The sequence below is a fragment of the Nonomuraea mangrovi genome, from assembly GCF_042681425.1.
GTDB classification, from domain to species: domain Bacteria; phylum Actinomycetota; class Actinomycetes; order Streptosporangiales; family Streptosporangiaceae; genus Nonomuraea; species Nonomuraea mangrovi.
The window spans coordinates 1-16239 of the sequence record NZ_JBHUFV010000075.1 but is presented as its reverse complement, the minus strand read 5'-3'; the positions used below and the strand labels follow the sequence as shown (position 1 = coordinate 16239).

General features: G+C 66.7%; 17 protein-coding genes, 2 tRNA genes and 2 pseudogenes. 12 read left to right on the top strand and 9 right to left on the bottom strand.

The genetic code is table 11. From position 1 onward, the window contains the following. The gene (locus ACFSKW_RS45750) at positions 1-360 is read right to left on the bottom strand and encodes a YtxH domain-containing protein (protein ID WP_379580882.1); all 360 of its coding nucleotides are present in this window, start codon (positions 358-360) and stop codon (positions 1-3) included. A gap of 139 nt (positions 361-499) precedes the next feature. Between ACFSKW_RS45750 and ACFSKW_RS45745 the strand changes: the two genes are divergently transcribed. Beyond that, positions 500-572: transfer RNA gene (locus ACFSKW_RS45745), tRNA-Asn, on the top strand. Positions 573-607: 35 nt separating this feature from the next. Here the strand turns inward: ACFSKW_RS45745 and ACFSKW_RS45740 are convergent. Further along, positions 608-943 carry a tyrosine-type recombinase/integrase gene (locus ACFSKW_RS45740; RefSeq protein WP_379580881.1) on the bottom strand — a complete coding sequence of 112 codons (336 nt, stop codon included), beginning with the start codon at positions 941-943 and terminating at the stop codon, positions 608-610. 135 nt (positions 944-1078) lie between these two features. After that, the gene (locus ACFSKW_RS45735; RefSeq protein ID WP_379580880.1) at positions 1079-1612 is read right to left on the bottom strand and encodes a hypothetical protein; all 534 of its coding nucleotides are present in this window, start codon (positions 1610-1612) and stop codon (positions 1079-1081) included. A gap of 185 nt (positions 1613-1797) precedes the next feature. Between ACFSKW_RS45735 and ACFSKW_RS45730 the strand changes: the two genes are divergently transcribed. Further along, the gene (locus ACFSKW_RS45730) at positions 1798-2175 is read left to right on the top strand and encodes a hypothetical protein (RefSeq protein WP_379580879.1); all 378 of its coding nucleotides are present in this window, start codon (positions 1798-1800) and stop codon (positions 2173-2175) included. Between the two features lie 111 nt (positions 2176-2286). Here the strand turns inward: ACFSKW_RS45730 and ACFSKW_RS45725 are convergent, their stop codons facing one another. The 3 genes from ACFSKW_RS45725 to galK all read right to left on the bottom strand — a co-directional run bounded on the left by ACFSKW_RS45725 (position 2287) and on the right by galK (position 5723). Further along, entirely contained in the window at positions 2287-3060 is a 774-nt protein-coding gene (locus ACFSKW_RS45725; RefSeq protein ID WP_379580878.1) for an enoyl-CoA hydratase-related protein, read from the bottom strand. 210 nt (positions 3061-3270) lie between these two features. Continuing rightward, the gene (locus ACFSKW_RS45720; protein WP_379580877.1) at positions 3271-4389 is read right to left on the bottom strand and encodes a nitric oxide synthase oxygenase; all 1119 of its coding nucleotides are present in this window, start codon (positions 4387-4389) and stop codon (positions 3271-3273) included. 218 nt (positions 4390-4607) lie between these two features. Further along, positions 4608-5723 (bottom strand): galactokinase, encoded by a 1116-nt coding sequence (gene galK / locus ACFSKW_RS45715; RefSeq protein WP_379580876.1) that lies wholly within the window; start codon positions 5721-5723, stop codon positions 4608-4610. Positions 5724-5766: 43 nt separating this feature from the next. Here galK and ACFSKW_RS45710 point away from each other — a divergent pair, with 43 nt between their 5' ends. Continuing rightward, positions 5767-6588, top strand: a complete 822-nt coding sequence (locus ACFSKW_RS45710; protein ID WP_379580875.1) for a 1-aminocyclopropane-1-carboxylate deaminase/D-cysteine desulfhydrase — start codon at positions 5767-5769, stop codon at positions 6586-6588. On the opposite strand, the gene ACFSKW_RS45705 is transcribed toward ACFSKW_RS45710, so the two are convergent. Both ACFSKW_RS45705 and ACFSKW_RS45700 read right to left on the bottom strand, forming a co-directional pair. Further along, positions 6522-7196 carry a DUF6766 family protein gene (locus ACFSKW_RS45705; protein WP_379580874.1) on the bottom strand — a complete coding sequence of 225 codons (675 nt, stop codon included), beginning with the start codon at positions 7194-7196 and terminating at the stop codon, positions 6522-6524. The two genes, ACFSKW_RS45710 and ACFSKW_RS45705, sit on opposite strands and share 67 nt — an antisense overlap. A gap of 79 nt (positions 7197-7275) precedes the next feature. Continuing rightward, positions 7276-7656: a hypothetical protein gene (locus tag ACFSKW_RS45700; RefSeq protein WP_379580873.1), complete on the bottom strand. Its 381-nt coding sequence runs from the start codon at positions 7654-7656 to the stop codon at positions 7276-7278. Positions 7657-7698: 42 nt separating this feature from the next. Here ACFSKW_RS45700 and ACFSKW_RS45695 point away from each other — a divergent pair. Together ACFSKW_RS45695 and ACFSKW_RS45690 are read left to right on the top strand one after the other, a co-directional pair. Next, positions 7699-8108, top strand: a pseudogene (locus ACFSKW_RS45695) (mycothiol transferase); the annotation flags it as partial. Further along, positions 8109-8198, top strand: a complete 90-nt coding sequence (locus ACFSKW_RS45690; RefSeq protein ID WP_379580925.1) for a mycothiol transferase — start codon at positions 8109-8111, stop codon at positions 8196-8198. It abuts the pseudogene before it with no gap. Here the strand turns inward: ACFSKW_RS45690 and ACFSKW_RS45685 are convergent. Next, entirely contained in the window at positions 8195-8743 is a 549-nt protein-coding gene (locus ACFSKW_RS45685) for a hypothetical protein (protein ID WP_379580872.1), read from the bottom strand. The genes ACFSKW_RS45690 and ACFSKW_RS45685 overlap by 4 nt on opposite strands. Positions 8744-8826: 83 nt before the next feature. Here ACFSKW_RS45685 and ACFSKW_RS45680 point away from each other — a divergent pair, with 83 nt between their 5' ends. The 7 genes and pseudogenes from ACFSKW_RS45680 to ACFSKW_RS45650 all read left to right on the top strand — a co-directional run bounded on the left by ACFSKW_RS45680 (position 8827) and on the right by ACFSKW_RS45650 (position 15961). Continuing rightward, entirely contained in the window at positions 8827-9654 is an 828-nt protein-coding gene (locus tag ACFSKW_RS45680; protein ID WP_379580871.1) for a TetR/AcrR family transcriptional regulator, read from the top strand. Then, positions 9651-12137, top strand: coding sequence for a PEP/pyruvate-binding domain-containing protein (locus tag ACFSKW_RS45675; protein ID WP_379580870.1), 2487 nt, complete (start codon positions 9651-9653; stop codon positions 12135-12137). Before ACFSKW_RS45680 ends, ACFSKW_RS45675 begins: the two co-directional genes overlap by 4 nt. 36 nt (positions 12138-12173) lie before the next feature. Then, entirely contained in the window at positions 12174-12296 is a 123-nt protein-coding gene (locus tag ACFSKW_RS45670) for a hypothetical protein (protein ID WP_379580869.1), read from the top strand. A 281-nt stretch (positions 12297-12577) separates the two neighbouring features. Further along, a tRNA-Ile gene (locus tag ACFSKW_RS45665) sits at positions 12578-12651 on the top strand. A 498-nt stretch (positions 12652-13149) separates the two neighbouring features. Further along, positions 13150-13501, top strand: a pseudogene (locus tag ACFSKW_RS45660) (transposase family protein); the annotation flags it as partial. 231 nt (positions 13502-13732) lie between these two features. After that, on the top strand, positions 13733-14878 hold the full coding sequence (locus ACFSKW_RS45655) for an AlbA family DNA-binding domain-containing protein (RefSeq protein ID WP_379580868.1): 1146 nt from the start codon (positions 13733-13735) through the stop codon (positions 14876-14878). A 381-nt stretch (positions 14879-15259) separates the two neighbouring features. After that, on the top strand, positions 15260-15961 hold the full coding sequence (locus ACFSKW_RS45650) for a DUF4145 domain-containing protein (RefSeq protein WP_379580867.1): 702 nt from the start codon (positions 15260-15262) through the stop codon (positions 15959-15961). Positions 15962-16239: the final 278 nt, after the last annotated feature.

Genomic DNA, 16239 nt, shown 5'->3' with positions numbered 1-16239 from the left:
CTAGTACGACACGCCCGTGTCGTTGGCCTGCGCCTCTTTCTTCTGGTGTCCCGGTTTCCCGGACCCGGACTCCGGCTCCTGGATCCCCGGCTTCTCCGGCCAGCCGGTGCCCGTGTCGAGGTGATCGACCTCGTGGCCGCCCCTGCCCAGGAAGGGAATCTTGTCGACGAGCGTGTTGCCGACCTTCGATCGCGCCACGCCGGCGACCTTGGAGACCTGCGCGCCCATCAGGCCCGCGGCCTCCTGCACCGTAGGACTGTCGGCGACACGCTGGGCCGCGCGCTTGATCTGTTCGTAGCGCTCGCGACCCGCCCGGCTGCCCAGTACGTAGCCCACGGCCATCCCGACAGCGAACATCATCCGATATCGCATTTTCCACCTCCGCTGTCTCCGGGCCTACCCCGCTCACGATGCGACACGCACTCAGGATGTGCGCTAATCTATTCCTGTGCCGAGCGGAGGGGCCCAACAGCCCAGCCAGTAAGGCGTCGAAGCGCGATCCCGTGTAGCTCAATCGGCAGAGCAGCCGGCTGTTAACCGGCAGGTTATAGGTTCGAGTCCTATCGCGGGAGCTTGGCATCAGTCGATGAACATAAGCTCAGGCCCTCTACCTGGAGACAGGTGGGAGGGCCTGAGTCGTTCCGGGAGTCACTATCCGAATGACGTCCATGGTTTCGGCTCCGTGGACGACGACCGGCCTGATCCGGCGCTGGTAGACGGCTTGCGTGGTGGTGGGCGTCGAGTGGCCGACGAGATCGGCGATGCGCTCCACGGAGACGTCCCCGTCGCTCAAGATCGACACGAAGGAGTGCCGGAGCTCCCGCACCTTCCAGCGGTTCCCGATGCCCGCCTTCTTCGTGATCACCCGTAGACCGCGCAGCACGCGCATGGGGTCGAGCAGGGTTCCGTCGTCGCGCGTGAAGATCAGACCCTGGTAGACCATCCGCGGGGCCGCCTCCGCTCTGTCGCGACTCTGACATCGGGCGCGCGGCCGGGCAGCCCCGCGGCCGGCCCGCTACCCGGTAGGTGGCACGACGGCAGACGGGCAGGCCGGATGTGTGGATGGGCCGGCGCACGCTCACAATCCTCGGTCGCGATTGAACTTCTCTCGATCTAGAAAGTACTCGGAAGTATCACTCGTGGCCTTGACGACAACGGGGTCCTCAAGGGGGGCGGGCCAAATCTGAAGGTAGTGGTCATCGATGCCGTCATCCCTCGTGCCTTCCCCATCCATGCCCTTGACGTGATACCGAATGCGGTAGGTTCCAGGCCCGGCCTGGAGAGGAGGAAGGGGGCACATCACAGCCTCGTCGAAGGTGAACCTACTCATCTCCACTTCGCCCGACATGGACACGTAGCCGATTTCCACGATGTCCTCATAGATAGCGAGATCTGCCCCCGGGTCCCGGTCGGCGATCGTCACAGTGAAGTCGGCCGGCCCGCACTGGTGGGTGATGTGAAGGGCGACCCAGCCCTTCTCGACCTCGATGAACCCAACGGACTGGGCTGGTGTGTCGGCATACCCGTCGAGTTCCTTGTCCTGCAGACCGGCGATGCCACAGTCGGCGACTTCGACTGTCAGACGTACAGTGCGAGTCTCATCGTTGCTCATGAACGGGGAGCGTAAACGCCGCCACCGACAAGTCATGATCACTCGCAGGCCTCGCGCTACGCACATGGGATCGAGCAGGGTTCCGTCGTCACGCGGAAGACGAGACCGTGCTCCTGATCGCGGAGACGCGCAGCGCAAGCGCGCACAAGGGCCCCCCGCAAGGCGGACTCGGAACGGAGGTTCCCGTGGCACTGAGAGACCTTGAAAGCGGTGATGGCTGGCTTCCCCCGACTGCGCGACTGGTTCGGGATTCAGGTGAGCTGCTGTTCGTCCCGCCGAACCAGGGCGAGTCTGAACCTGAGGCTCGCGCCTACGCGGGGGAGTGGTTTCGGCGACGCTTCGCGCCCGCGAAGAGCGCGTTCGCGATCAGGCAACGCGAGGATCTCGATTCCGAAGAGGACGCGGATCTGATCGCGCAGCTTGGGCAGTGTCCTCCAGGAACCAGGGTCGCCTTCGGCGTCGCCTACAGGGACGGCTTCCCGCCTCTGCCGGAACTCGATGACCCCAACGACGGCGAGTCCTATCGACGCCGCCTTCACGCACGATCGCAATCGTCCCCTTGACGCCGAGCGAGCGGTGGAGGCCGCCTCGCACCTGCCTCGCCACCCGGACGGGACAGGCCACGGCCGACCCACCTGCGAGGACGACGCCGACATCCGGCGGGCGGCGGCTGGTCAGAGGGGCGGGAAGCGGGGATCGCGGCGCTCGAGGAAGCTGGCCACCCCCTCGGCGAAATCCGGCCGTTCGAACGAGGCGAGCATCTCCCTGACCGCCGTCCTGGCCGACTCCTCCAGTGTGTGGTTCCAGTCGCCCCACACCTGTCGCTTGATGACGTCCATGGAGGCGGGGGAGCTGTGCACGGCCAGTTCGCGCGCGTACTCCTGGGCCGCCGGCAGCAGTTCGTCACCGGGGACGACCCTGTTCACCAGGCCCATGGCGCAGGCCTCGGCGCCGGTGAACACCCGGCCCGACAGCAGGACGTCCATGGCCCGCTGCTGGCCCATGAGGCGCGGCAGCACCCACGACAGCCCGTACTCGGCGACCAGCCCTCTACGGGGGAAGGCCGTCGTCCATTTGGCGTCCTCGGCGGTGAACACCAGGTCGCACACCAGCGCGTGCACCATGCCGAGCCCCGCGCACGCCCCGTTCACCGCGGCGATGATCGGCTTGCGGATGGTGGTGGGGAAGGTGTTCGGCCTGGGGTCGGGCTCCTCGTCGTAGGTGCCGGACCGGATCGCGTCCAGGGTCTGGAAGTCGGCGCCCGAGCAGAAGCCCTTGCCCGCGCCGGTGACCACGATCGCCCGGACCGCTGGGTCCTTCTCGGCCTGTTCGAGGAGGTCGAAATAGCGCCGGCCCATGGCGTCGGTCCACGCGTTGAGACGCTCGGGGCGGTTGAACGTCAGCGTCATCACGCCCTGGTCGATCGACGACAGCACCGGCTCGGACATCGCGCACCCTCCAGGCGGGACCCAGTTACAGAATAACGTTCTACACCAAGGGGGCTCCGTTGCCCACCCCGGCCACGCGCGCCCGGGGAGCGTCCCCTGGACGGGCGGGACCCCGCGCCGGACGGAGGCGCCTGCCCGTGCCTGCCGTACGGGAAGGGCCCCTGCGCGGGGTCGCCACCACGGAGATCGCCGGGGAACGGCGCGGGGCGGCTACGAGTGGGCGGGGACGAAGGCCGGCGTGAGCAGGCGCTGGTCGTAGTAGCGGTGGAAGACGGGTGTGGCCGCGCCGGACATCGGCGGCACGATCCACGACCAGTCGGCCGGGCAGGCCCTGCCGGCCTTCTCCTCCCGCTCCAGATGGGTGAGGAAGCGCCTGGACTCGGTGTGGTGGTCGGTCATCGTCACCCCCGCCGCCTCGAACGAGTGGAGCACGGCCACGTTGAGCTCCACCAGCGCGTGGTCGCGCCACAGGGTGCGCTCGTGCGAGGTGTCCAGGCCCAGCCGCTCGGCGATCACCGGCAGCTGGTCGTAGCGGTCGTGGTCGGCGAGGTTGCGGGCGCCGATCTCGGTCCCCATGTACCAGCCGTTGAACGGCGCGCAGGGGTAGCAGATGCCGCCGATCTCCAGGCACATGTTCGAGATGGCCGGTACGGCGTGCCAGCGCAGGTCCAGTTCCTCGAACCAGCGGTACTCGGGATGCCTGATCGGCACCTCGAGGACCGTGTCTCCCGGCACGGTACACAGCAACGGCCGTCCCTTGGCGGGCTGGACGACGAGCGGCAGCACGTCGAACCTCGTGCCCGCGCCGCCGCGCCAGCCCATCCTGAGCGCCTGCTCGGTGAAGGCGATGTTGCGCGGGTCGCCGAGCACCGTGCCGTCATCGAGGCGGTATCCGGCGTAGCGGATGAGCTGCTCGTTCACGACGCGCGGTCCTGGGCAGCCGGGCCGGTCCTGGGCGAACACGGTGATCATCGGCCTGATCCTGCCGTGGCCCGTCGCCTCCCTCAGGTGGGCGACGCATTCGACGGCGACGCCCTCGGCGCTGAAGACGTCCCGGCGGTCTCTCACCTTGAGCGAACGCCAGTAGAGCCGCCCGATGCAGCGGTTGCTGTTGCGCCAGGCCACTCGCGCGCCGAACTCCAGTTCGTCGGCGGTGTGGGTGTAGGTGCCGGACTTCGCCGCGTCCCGCGCGATCTGACGCAGGCGCGCGGCGACGTCGCCCGCGCCTGGGTTCTCCGCGTGGAACAGGCGGATGAAGCGCTCCGCCTCACGGAAGTCGACGGTTCTCTCGGTGACGGTGTGGACATCGAAGGGGCGCAGAGATCTCATCCACGTAAGCACGCAGCAACCAGCGCATTCCGGGTTGGCGGATCGCGCGACCGATTCCGGGTCGGAGGCACGGTCCTGTTGGCGTCGCCCTCACCACGTCGCCCTCGTGTGGTCCGCAGCAGACCACATCTTCACCTCGCTCAACACGATTTGTCCCCTAAACCGGAAAATTGCGTGATCGCGGCACTCCGGAGCGTCACCCGGTGCAGGGAAACGGGTCAGAGAGCGACCTCGTGGGCGCCCCTGGCGGGGGTGGCGGGCAGGAAGCGGGGCTCCTTCCAGCCGCGCTCCGCGTAGGCCGCCTGCACCGACTCCCGTACGGCCGGCACCCGCTCCTCCGCCACCAGCGCGATGGCCGACCCGCCGAACCCGCCACCGGTCATCCGCGCCCCACGCGCGCCGCCCCGGACGGCGGCCTCCACCGCGACGTCCAGCTCGGGCGAGGACACCTCGTACTCGTCCCGCAGCGACAGGTGCGAGGCGTTCAGCAGCGCCCCGATCTCGGCGACCGCGCCCGCCCTCAGCAGCCCGATGACCGCCTCGACGCGGTGGTTCTCGGTGACGACGTGCTGCACCCGCTTGCGTTCGTCGCCCCGCAGGACGGACAGCGCCCCCGCCAGGTCCGTCACGTCGCGCAGCGCGGCGACGCCGAGCCTGCGGGCGGCGGACTCGCAGTCGGCGCGGCGCTTGGCGTACTGGCCGTCGGCCAACTCGTGGTGGACGCCGGTGTCGATGATGAGGATCCGCATCCCGTGCGCGGACAGGTCGAGCGGGATGTTGCGGAAGCCGAGCGAACGGCAGTCGAGGAAGAGGGCCTTACCGTCTTCGCAGAGCGCCGACGCCGCCTGGTCCATGATGCCGCAGGGCATGCCGACGAAGTCGTTCTCGGCCTTCTGGCCGAGGAGGGCGATCTCCATGGGGGTCAGGCCCAGGCCGTACACCGCGTTGAGCGCGGAGCCGATGACGACCTCGAGCGCCGCGCTGGAGCTGAGGCCCGCGCCCGCGGGCAGGTCGCCGTCGATGACGATGTCGGCGCCCTGGGTGCGGGAGCCGAGCATGGCCAGGACGCCGACGACGTAGCGGGTCCAGCCCTTGGCGCCGTCCCACGAGCTGATGACCGCGGGATCGCCGGGGGACTGCAGTGACATGAGCCTGATCGTGCCGTCCGTGCGCGGGCTGAGGGCGGCGGTGACGCCCCACGGCACGGCGAAGGGCAGCACGAAGCCGTCGTTGTAGTCGGTGTGCTCGCCGATGAGGTTGACGCGCCCAGGCGCGCGCCACACGGTCGCCGGCTCGGCGGCATATGCACCACGGAAAGCTTCAACAACGCGCATAATCCAACACTCCTCAACAACGGTTCGACCGTAGACTAGCGCGATGGAGGAGATGAGGGATCCCCGGCTCGGGACGGTCAGGCTCTTCCTCAAACACGACGACAACAAGGCCCGCAAGCTCAGGTACAACCTGGGACACCCGCGCGTGCTCAGCTTCGGCGGCGCCTACTCCGGACACCTGCGTGCGCTGGCCAGGGCCGGCATGGAGCACGGCTTCGAGACGATCGGCGTGGTGCGCGGCGAGGAGCACCTGCCGCTCAACCCCTCCCTGGCGTACGCCAGGGCGTGCGGTATGCGCCTGACCTACCTCGACAGGGCGGCCTACCGGCTCAAACACACCCCGCAGGTCCTCGACGGGTTGCGCGAGACGTTCGGGGACGTCGCGATCCTGCCCGAGGGGGGCAGCAACGCGGCGGCGGTGCGGGGCTGCGCCGAACTGCCCGGCGAGATCGACCTCGACTACGACGTGATCTGCTGCCCCGTCGGCACCGGCGGCACCCTGGCCGGCATCGCGGCGGGGCTGCCCGACGGCAAAAGGGCGCTCGGCTTCGCCGTGCTGAAGGGGGCGGGCTTCCTCAACGACGAGGTGGCCAGGCTGCAGCGTGAGGCCTACGGCGCGGTGAGCGGCAACTGGGCCATCAGTCTCGACTACCACTTCGGCGGCTACGCCAAGACCTCACCCTTGCTCGACGCCGCCTTCGAGCAGGTCTACGTCGCCAAGATGATCTACGGGATCCTCGACCTGGCCGGGCGCGGCGCCTTCGCTCCCGGCACCCGTGTCGTCGCCGTCATCACGGGTCAGCTCTCGACGCCCGTCGTGTCGTGGGGCACCCCGACCGGCTTGGACTCGGGCGACCCGCGCTGACGCAGGTAGATCGAGAGCACCACCATGGAGGCCACCGCGAGGAACTCCGACTGCCAGTTCTGCAGCGTCCTGCTCCAGAACTCGGCGCCCACGACATAGGAGCCCCAGCTCTGCGGGTCGCGCAGCTCCGCGAGCCGCTCGGCGTTGTTCGCCGCGACCCCGGCCACCGACTGGGCCAGCCACGACAGCGCGAACACCGTGCCCATGACCCAGCTGAGCGAGCTGCTGAACACCGCCCTTCGCCAGCCGCCGGCCGCGGCCCAGCTCGGCGACCCCTCACGCGCGTGTGGCCCGACGAACTGCTCCTTGTCGGACCTGCCGCCCTCCTCGCCGATCTTCTTCGACTCCGGCGACCCCCGCTGCACCAGCCACACCGTCGCCAGGACGAACAGCAGGAACTGCAGGTACTCCGACTGCCAGTTCTCCGCCACGTCGACCGCGAAGTCCGACGTCGCGACGTACTCCACCACCGACACCGGCTGCCCGCCGTCCACGAGTTGGCGGTCGTTGAACTGGGCCCGCCCCGCGAACGCCTGGCCGACCAGGGCCAGGGCGAAGATCAGCAGGAAGAACAGCGACAGCGAGTTCTCCCTGAGGAAGCGCTTCATCGGTGCATCAGCCCCATCGCGAAGAACCAGGTCAACCCCACGACGATGATGAGCATGGTGGTGACGAACACCGCGCGCATCAGTCCTCCACCTCGCACTCGTACGGCAGGTCGTCGCCCTGCGGCGCGCATCCGGCCGCCCTGACCCGCCAGCCGCCGTCGAAGTGGTGCAGGAAGATCGTGTCACCGTCCATGCGCACCTGTGCCTCGTCGCCCCACACGGCGACCGACTCGATCGTGCCGCCGCCGTGCAGGCCCGCCTCGACGAGCGCCTGGGCACAGGTCTGACCTTCGCGGGGCAGCTTCTCCGCGGTCCTGCGGGCCAGCAGCGCGCAGGCGGCCTCGCCGTGCCGCGCGGCCGCCGCGGCCGCGAACCGCTCCGCCGTACGGGCTGGAGGGCCGGTGTCCACCGCGCACCCGGCGGCCAGCAGCAACCCGAGCAGGACGACAGCAGTTCTCATGGCTCGGGAGCTACCCGAATTCACAGGTGGGAAGCTTGGGACATGACGAGAACGGACGTTCCGCCGAGCTGGGACGAGCGAGCCACCCTGCAGACCTTTCTCACCTACACGCGCGCGACGGCGGTGGCCAAGTGCGAGGGCATGCGCGATGAGGACGCCAGGAAGGCGCCGCTGTCCGGCTCGCCGCTGATGACGGTCGCGGGGCTGGTCAGTCACCTGCGCTGGGTGGAGCACTGGTGGTTCGAGGTGGTGTTCCTCGGCGAGGAGGCACGGGCGCCGTGGTCGGAGGAGGACCCCGACATGGACTTCACGCCCGACCCCGCGTGGACGCTCGCCGACGTGGTCGCCGAATACACCAGGGCCTGCGCGGAGATCGACGACAAGCTCGCCGCCGTGGACCTCGACGCCCTGTCGGCGCGGGTCGCGAGGGCAACGCGTTCACGCTGCGGTGGGTGATCGGGCATCTGATCGAGGAGACGTCGCGGCACAACGGCCACCTCGACGTCGTGCGCGAGCTGGTCGACGGGGTGAAGGGCGTCTAGAAACGGTCGAGGACGGGGACGAGCAGCGCGTTGAGCTCCTTGACCAGCACCGCCAGCGCCCGATGTGCCGCCTCCTCGACCCCGTCGTGCGGGCCCTGCGGGGCCGCGGGCAGCTCCTCCAGCGGGATCGGCGCCTGCACCAGCAGGGAGGCCCGCACGAACGGGCCGCGCGAGAGGTCCTGCTGGGTGGGCTCGACGTACTGGCCGAAGACCTCCTGCCAGCCGCGCCAGCCGCGGTCCCGCCACCACTCCCTTGAGGTGGTGAGCTGCTCGGGCAGCGGCGAGACGATGCGGACCTCGGCGAGGAGCGTGCCGTCCCAGGTGTTGCGCACGCAGGTCGCGTCGAGGACGCGCCTGTCCCACCTGACGTGTCCCGGTGAGATGGCGGGCGGGACCGCCATCCGCCAGGCGGCGCAGGCGAAGGTCACGGGGGCGATGTCCCCCCACGTCTCGGCGAACTCGTCGACGTTCTTGCGGACGTGCGCGCCGTAACGGCCGTCCCTGTCCCTGTCGAGCTCCTGGTCGATCCAGAACGCCTTCGCCATGCGGTCCACGCTACCCCGAGATCACGAGAGCCTGGCCATTGAATGACCAAATGAGTATATTTGGTCAAACAATGGAGGTGGGGATGGCTCGTCCACTGGCGAATCCGGCGCGGCAACAGGAGCGGGCGCACCGCATCCTCGACGCCACGTCCGAGCTGATCCAGCGTTTCGGCTACGACAAGACCACGATCGACGACATCGCGAGAGCGGCCGGCGTCGCCAAGGGCACCATCTACCTGCACTGGAACACGCGCGACGCGCTGTTCGTCGCCCTGCTGCGCCGGGAGCGGGTCCACCTGCTCGAGGATGTACGGCGCGGCGCCCCCTCGACCCTGTACGACCTGCTCCACGGCCTGGCCGCCGGACTGCTGCGCAGGCCGCTGATGAGGGCCAGCCTCCTCGGGGACTCCGCGGTGCTCGGCAAGCTCACCCGCCACAAGCGCGAGAGCAGCGCCACGCTGCCGATGGGTGAGCTGTTCGAGACGTACATCGGCACGCTGCGCGAGCACGGCGCGCTGCGTGCCGACCTGACGATCTCCGAGCACCTGACGGTCTTCACCTCCACGCTCTACGGGTTCCTGACGGTGCGGCGCTACCTGCCCGACTCGATGCAGGTGCCGGACGAGCGGCTGGCCGAACTGCTCGCCGACACATGCCGGCGCGCGCTGGAAGCGGACGGGGCGGCGCATGCCGGGCGGCGCGTGGGGAAGTCGGGCGGGGCGGCGGACGCCGGTCGGCGCGTGGGGAAGTCAGGCGGGGCGGCGGACGCCGGTCGGCGCGTGGGGGAGCCGGGCGGGGCGGCGGACGCCGCGGTCGTCGCCAAGGCGACACAGGAGTATCTCGACGCCGCCGTGGCGGTCGCGCAGAACAGACTGCGCGCATCGCTCGGCACTAAGGAGTATGCGACGTGAGGATTCTTCCTCTCGACGACGCCGCCGCCACGCTCGAGGTCGCGGGCGGCAAGGGCGCCTCCCTCGCCCGCCTGGCCAGGGCGGGGCTGCCGGTGCCCGCCGGATTCCACGTCACCACCGAGGCCTACCGCGAGTTCGTGGCCCCCTTCCAGGACCGGATCCTCGCCTCGCTCGACCGGCCGGACGCGATCGCCGGCCTGTTCGCCGAGCACGAGATGCCGGACGCGACCGCGAAAGCCGTCCTCCAGGCCTACACCGCCCTCGGCGACGACGTGCCCGTCGCCGTGCGCTCCTCGGCGACCGCGGAGGACCTGCCCGACATGTCCTTCGCCGGCCAGCAGGACACCTACCTCAACGTGCGCGGCGACACCGTCCTCGACGCGGTCCGGCGCTGCTGGGCCTCGCTCTGGACCGAGCGGGCCATCGCCTACCGCACCCGCAACGACGTCCCCCATGACGAGGTCGCGCTCGCCGTCGTCGTGCAGGAACTGGTCGCGGCCGACGCGGCGGGCGTCATGTTCACCGCCAACCCCGTCAACGGCGTCCGCGACGAGATCGTCGTCAACGCCGCGTGGGGCCTCGGCGAGGCCGTCGTCGGCGGCCAGGTGACACCCGACACCCTCGTGGTCAAGGGAGGCGTGGTCACCGAGGAACGCGTCGCCGACAAGACGGTCATGACCGTGCGCACCGAATCCGGCACCCGAGAGGAGCCCGTGCCCGAGGAAAGGCGCCGCCTCCCGGTCCTCGACCGCCCGCAGGCCATCCGGCTGGCCGGACTCGGCGCCGCCATCGAACGCCTCTACGGCACGCCCATGGACGTGGAGTGGGCGATGCGCGACGGCGAGCCGTTCATCCTGCAGGCCCGCCCCGTCACCGGCCTCCAGCAGGAGGTCGAGGAGTGGAACGACAGCCGCAAGGGCGACTACCTGTGGACCGCGGGCAACCTCGGCGAGGCCATCCCCGACGTGATGACCCCCGCCACCTGGTCGTTCGTGCGGATCTTCATCCACGAGGCGATGTCCGCCTCCACGCTGCCCGGCCTCGACCTCGTCGGCAACATCGGCGGCCGCTTCTACATGAACCTCAGCATCACCGTCTCCGTCGCCAAGGCGCTCGGCATGGGGTCCAGGTTGAGCGCCGTGGAGCAGGTCTTCGGCAAGGTCCCTCCTGGCCTGGACGTCCCCCCGGTGAAGACCTCACGCTGGAAGATCGTCAAGCTGACCCTGCCCATGGCCTTCCGCATCAGGAAGCGGGTCAAGGACAGCCTCGCCACCATGCCCACGTTCCTGGCCACCGCGCGGCAGCGCAACGAGGAACTGCGCGCCACGATCGCGGCGACGGGGAGCGGCGTCGAGCTGGCCGACCTGTGGGAGCGCGAGCTGCTGCCGTACATGGTCACTGCCTGCAGGGCGCTCGAGGCGGCGGGACGGCAGGGCGGCGCCACGCTGGTCTGGACCCGCGACAAGCTGCGCAGGATGATGGGCGAGGTCGACGCCGAGGCCATGCTGACCGGCGTCAACGCGGACGGCTCCGGCGAGCTGGCCAGCCTCGGCCCCATCATGGGGCTCGACCGGCTGGCCAGGGGCGAGATCACGCGGGAGGAGTTCGCGCTCGCCTACGGCCACCGCGGACCGCACGAGTTCGAGGTCTCCCACCCCAGGCCCGCCGAGGACCCCGCGTGGATCGACGCCCAGCTCGCCGAGATGACGGACGCGCAGGCCGACACCGGTGCGCTGCTCGCCAAGCAGGCCGCCGCCCGCGACGCGGCATGGGCCAGGTTCGCCCGGCGCTACCCCGGCAAGGAGAACGCGATGCGGGCCAGGGTCGCCCGCTGGAACGCCGTCGTCCGCGACCGCGAGACCACCCGCTCCGAGGTGATCCGCGCGTTCTGGGCGCTACGCGCCTTCGTCCTCAAAGCGGGCGAGCTGACCGGGCACGGCGACGACCTGTTCTTCCTGCCGATCGAGGAGATCCTCTTCGTGCTGCGCGGCGCCGAGCCCACCAGGGTCGCGGTACGGCGGGCCACCTACGAACGTTACGCGGCGCTTCCGCCGTACCCGACGCTGATCGTGGGATTCTTCGACCCCGTCCGCTGGGCCGCCTCGCCCGACCGCCGCGCCGACCTCTACGACGCGCGCGGCACCACCGTCGACGTCGCCGACGCGATCACGGGCTTCCCCGGGGCATCAGGCATCGTCGAAGGCGTCGCGAGAGTCATCGCGGGGCCCGAAGAGGGCGAACGGCTCAAGCAGGGCGAGATCCTCGTCACCACCCTCACCAACATCGGCTGGACACCGATGTTCCCCCGCGCCGCCGCCGTCGTCACCGACATGGGCGCCCCGCTCTCGCACGCCTCGATCGTCGCGCGCGAGCTCGGCATTCCCGCCGTCGTCGGTACGGGCAACGCCACCATGCGGATCAAGGACGGCGACCGCCTCCGTGTCGACGGCGAGAGGGGAACGGTCGAGGTTCTGCCAAGTTGAGCTCCCGCTCCACGCACGTCGGCCAGGATGCCTGCCATGACAGAGGAGGAGCGGGAACTCGAAGCCAGATGCGAGGCCTACCGCAGGGCGCGGCAGGACCTCGACAGAGTGGGGCCGTTCGAGCTGTGGAGGCCCGCAGACGAGGAAACGCCCGCCTGATCCTGAGATCGGGCGGGCGCTTCCCCACGTGTGCGAACCGGTGTGCAGGTCGCCTCTCGGCGAAAGGCATAACACGGCTCCAGCCGAACGGTATTCCGTGAAGGCGATAGGTGAGGCCCGGGGACACTGGGCACACCGGCCACGACGGATGTAACCACGAGCGCCCGGCATCCATTCCCCACCCTCGGCGCCTCGGTTCTGCGGTGGGTTGAGCCTGGAGCACAGGGGATGCGATCTATGCTGGCAAGCGCGAGTTTTTGTGGGAGACTGCACTTTCGCAGGGGGCGGTAGCTCAGCCGGTCAGAGCATCGGACTCATAATCCGTGGGTCGTGGGTTCAAGTCCCACCCGCCCTACTCTTCCATACCGTGTTTGACCTGGGGTTTCACGTTTCTCCAGGCCCTCCGCGCGACTTGTTGATCATGTTTGGTTGCTCGCTGGTTGCTCGCGTGTACGGATCGTGTACCTAGGTAGATCGTTTAGGCGGGCATTGTCAACTCAGATTCCCGCGACGATCATCAGAAGGACAAGCCAGACCGCCGCTCAAGGCCGTGACGTCAGCGGCACCCATGCGATCACTCAAGCGTTCTCCAAGCCAGGTTTTCCTGCCAAGTGGGCCGCAAGCCCCTCCTTCGTCGGGCCTCCCGGCATCGAACATCCGCACAACCCAGCTCGGTGCGCTCGCGCAGCGCTGACGAATCCTCCAGCCCGTACGGAGGAGCAGGCAGCAGTTTCGCCGTGGCGCACATGCTCACGACCGCCCACCAGCATTCTCATTGACCGCCAGCCCACACCTCTATGTCCGCCCAACTGCACGAATCTGTCCGCCGACCAGCGGTTTCTCATGTCCGCTCACACCTGCTCTGCCGGGCGCCGTCCACGACGTGGCTGCGGCCCGGACGGTTGGCTGATCGACGCCCTGACCAGCGTCGGCGTGAAGACTTTCGCGGATAAGGGCACCAGGGCGCAGGCGGCACGATTCGCACGCCGTTCAAACGGCACCGCCATCGACCCTGGCTGTCACGCGCCCAGAGGGACGTCAACCGCTCTCATGCCCGTATCCGGGCCATCGGGGAGCGTGCAGTCGCGATCTTGAAGTCCTGGAAGGTGCTGGCCAAGCAGCGCTGCTGTCCGCATCGCGCGACCGCGCTCGTGCAGGCGATCCGCGTACTGCAGCTCGTCGAAGAGGGCCGCTACTCAGGATGAAAAGGGCTCATTGTGGGACTGCCATGGACTCCACCACGTAGCGGCAGCGGGGGCTGAAGACGGTAGCAAGGCCCCAGCAGAGGGGGCCAGATCATCGCCGTGGCCTTCGTCATGGTCACGAATAGCCAGATCTCGGGACGAATCATCACAAACCCACAGAAGATGATGCGACACCCTTTCCTTATCTTCAGGTGTCTACCGCTTAACCTCATAGCATGAGAATATAGTGATATGCGCGAGCCCGAGGTGCGAATTCAAGCAGGAGCACACCGCATATCAGTCTCCAGCTTCAATGGTCACGATTATAGATTCTATCCAGACCAGATAGCCGCAGTTAAACCACTATACTTGCACACCTTGGCGCAGGCAATTATCGCACATAGCAATGATCACGACATTACTTCTAACACTTCCTCGAAAGATGTTGACGAGGATTCTGTTGCCAGCATTTGCTTTCATGGAGATGACGTCCTTCCTTGGGATGAGACGGATATCATCATGTATCTTGATCTGACGAGGGGAGAGGAATTTACGGTAACATTCTTTGGAATCAGTCAGACGGACACGGGCATACCTGCTATCGAACGAGCGAGCGAGTTCCTGCTTCGGCGGTTTAATTTCCTAGAATGGGAAATCGAGCCTAACCCCGAAGGGCAGTCCAGCCCCTACGATGATGGCTTCAGGGCGTGGATCATTAAGTGCAAAGGCATCTATGCTGATTTCTCGGTAGGCGATCTTTGCATGCTGCGTCAGCAGCTTAGTCGCTCAATATTCTTTACAGAAGACGACTCTACTCACCCTCGCCATGTGGTGGATATCCTCGAAGCTGGTCAGGCTCACGCTATGCTTGAGATGGCTGAATCAGAAACTCTAGAAGTGAAGAGGACTTACTTCGGCAAGCCGGCACCTATTTGGAAGGTGGCACTGGCACAAGCTGTGTCGAGCTTCGCAAACGCAGAAAAGGGAGGAGTCTTGATCATTGGGATGTCGACTGAGACAAATGAAAACGGGGACGACATCATCAAGGCGTTAACTCCATTGGAGGCGAATCCCGGGCGGCGCCAACAGCACCTCAAGATTCTCAATGAGCGAATTTTTCCGCCTATAGAAGGTTTGGAAGTGGGGGTTGTGGAGGTGGAAGGTGGTGACATCGTCTACGTAGTCGTCCCACCTCAAGCAGAGGAGCTTAAGCCATTCATTGTGCATGGTGGCATCGTGGAAGGCCACGAGCCAAGTAACACTTTCTCGATAACGCGTCGAAGGGGTGACCACACCATTCCAGTTGATGTCGCATCTTTACATAGCACGATAGTTTCAGGGCGCACATTCATTCGTTCCGGTTTGCGGAATAAGGCTGCTTCGGACAGGAACGAGTGATGGGCTGTTGCATGCCTCACGATAGGAGCTGCTGGCGCGGTTACTGCCGTCGGTAACCGTCTACTGCTGTGCACCGTCGTCCATGACGGCCACGAAGTGATCGACCGAGAGGATCCCTCCGAAGCCGCCATGCTCGTCACGATGTGGTCAGCGCCCGCCGCTTGGGGCCTGGATGCCTTGCCGGCGCGGTTGGCATACTCGATCGCGACAACGCCAGCGGCTTTGCACACTTTCATATCGGTCGTGGAGCCTTGCACGAGCACGCTGGCGGATGGCTGGCCGTCAAGCCGTTCGAGGGCTGACAGGTGCTGTGAAACACTGCGCTACCGACAGACGATCTCTATCTGGGGGAGGAGACGAGCGACAATGAGAGATCGACCGATGAATGAGGATGAATACGCCGACCCGTGGCAGTACACAGATAAAGATAACATCGTGCTGAATTGTCCGCATTGCGGGTTCAAAATATTGCACAGGGTGATGGGTTCCACTATAGATGATCCCGTAGGCGTGCCCAGTTTGGTTTTGGATGGCTACGAACCTTTCGCTGATCCGCTTCGGCGCTTTCAACTCCTCAAGTGTAGAAACTGCTGCGAATTTACTTTGATCAGACAGCAAAAAATCGTAGATACATCAACTACTGAGCATTGGACTGAAGGGGAAATAGTTTGGCCAGTGATCAATCCGAGTCTGAATGTGCGGATTCCCTCGGGTCTCCGCCGGGAGCACGCTGAAGGGATGCTCTGCCTCAGGTCCGGAGCCTACACGGCGGCGCTAGTTATGGTCAGAAGGATCCTAGAAGGCGTCTGCTCTCAGTTCGGGTTCAACAACAAGACCCTCGTTCAGAACCTATCCGCAATGGAGCAACAGGGGTTGATTGATGGACGCTTGTTAGAATGGGCTCAAACCCTACGAGTCGTAGGGAACACGGCAGCCCACTATACTAACCATCAAGTCGGCCGCGAGGATGCAGAGGAAGCCCTTTCGCTTGCTGAAGCCTTACTAGAATATCTCTATGTCTTCTCTGTCCAATTCGAGGAATTCAAGAAGCGGAACGCTGAGAAGATTGGCCCGAAGCCTTGATAGAGCTCTTTCCATCCTGACGGCGCAGGGCGTGCGTGGCGGGTGCGGCGGAGGAGAACGCGTCTCTGGGTAGCAAAGTCGATCCCTGGTGGGCACAGGGGTTCATAGTTAGTTTCCCCATGCTGGTATACGACGCGAACACCCCATTCGCCCGACACGTCCGTCGCCGCCTCAACTATTGAGCCCCTGTCATCCGTAGATGCCCAGCAGACAGGGAGCCCATTCCATCGTGACGCCGCTGGCCACAGGCGTGTTACGGAATCGCCACTGCTGACCCA

Excerpts from the sequence above, each read along its gene's own strand:
- ACFSKW_RS45750 (WP_379580882.1), bottom strand. The coding sequence starts at position 360 with ATGATGTTCGCTGTCGGGATGGCCGTGGGCTACGTACTGGGCAGCCGG.
- ACFSKW_RS45740 (WP_379580881.1), bottom strand. The coding sequence starts at position 943 with ATGGTCTACCAGGGTCTGATCTTCACGCGCGACGACGGAACCCTGCTC.
- ACFSKW_RS45735 (WP_379580880.1), bottom strand. The coding sequence starts at position 1,612 with ATGAGCAACGATGAGACTCGCACTGTACGTCTGACAGTCGAAGTCGCC.
- ACFSKW_RS45725 (WP_379580878.1), bottom strand. The coding sequence starts at position 3,060 with ATGTCCGAGCCGGTGCTGTCGTCGATCGACCAGGGCGTGATGACGCTG.
- ACFSKW_RS45720 (WP_379580877.1), bottom strand. The coding sequence starts at position 4,389 with ATGAGATCTCTGCGCCCCTTCGATGTCCACACCGTCACCGAGAGAACC.
- galK (WP_379580876.1), bottom strand. The coding sequence starts at position 5,723 with ATGCGCGTTGTTGAAGCTTTCCGTGGTGCATATGCCGCCGAGCCGGCG.
- ACFSKW_RS45710 (WP_379580875.1), top strand. The coding sequence starts at position 5,767 with ATGGAGGAGATGAGGGATCCCCGGCTCGGGACGGTCAGGCTCTTCCTC.
- ACFSKW_RS45705 (WP_379580874.1), bottom strand. The coding sequence starts at position 7,196 with ATGAAGCGCTTCCTCAGGGAGAACTCGCTGTCGCTGTTCTTCCTGCTG.
- ACFSKW_RS45700 (WP_379580873.1), bottom strand. The coding sequence starts at position 7,656 with ATGAGAACTGCTGTCGTCCTGCTCGGGTTGCTGCTGGCCGCCGGGTGC.
- ACFSKW_RS45685 (WP_379580872.1), bottom strand. The coding sequence starts at position 8,743 with ATGGCGAAGGCGTTCTGGATCGACCAGGAGCTCGACAGGGACAGGGAC.
- ACFSKW_RS45680 (WP_379580871.1), top strand. The coding sequence starts at position 8,827 with ATGGCTCGTCCACTGGCGAATCCGGCGCGGCAACAGGAGCGGGCGCAC.
- ACFSKW_RS45670 (WP_379580869.1), top strand. The coding sequence starts at position 12,174 with ATGACAGAGGAGGAGCGGGAACTCGAAGCCAGATGCGAGGCCTACCGC.
- ACFSKW_RS45655 (WP_379580868.1), top strand. The coding sequence starts at position 13,733 with ATGCGCGAGCCCGAGGTGCGAATTCAAGCAGGAGCACACCGCATATCA.
- ACFSKW_RS45650 (WP_379580867.1), top strand. The coding sequence starts at position 15,260 with ATGAATGAGGATGAATACGCCGACCCGTGGCAGTACACAGATAAAGAT.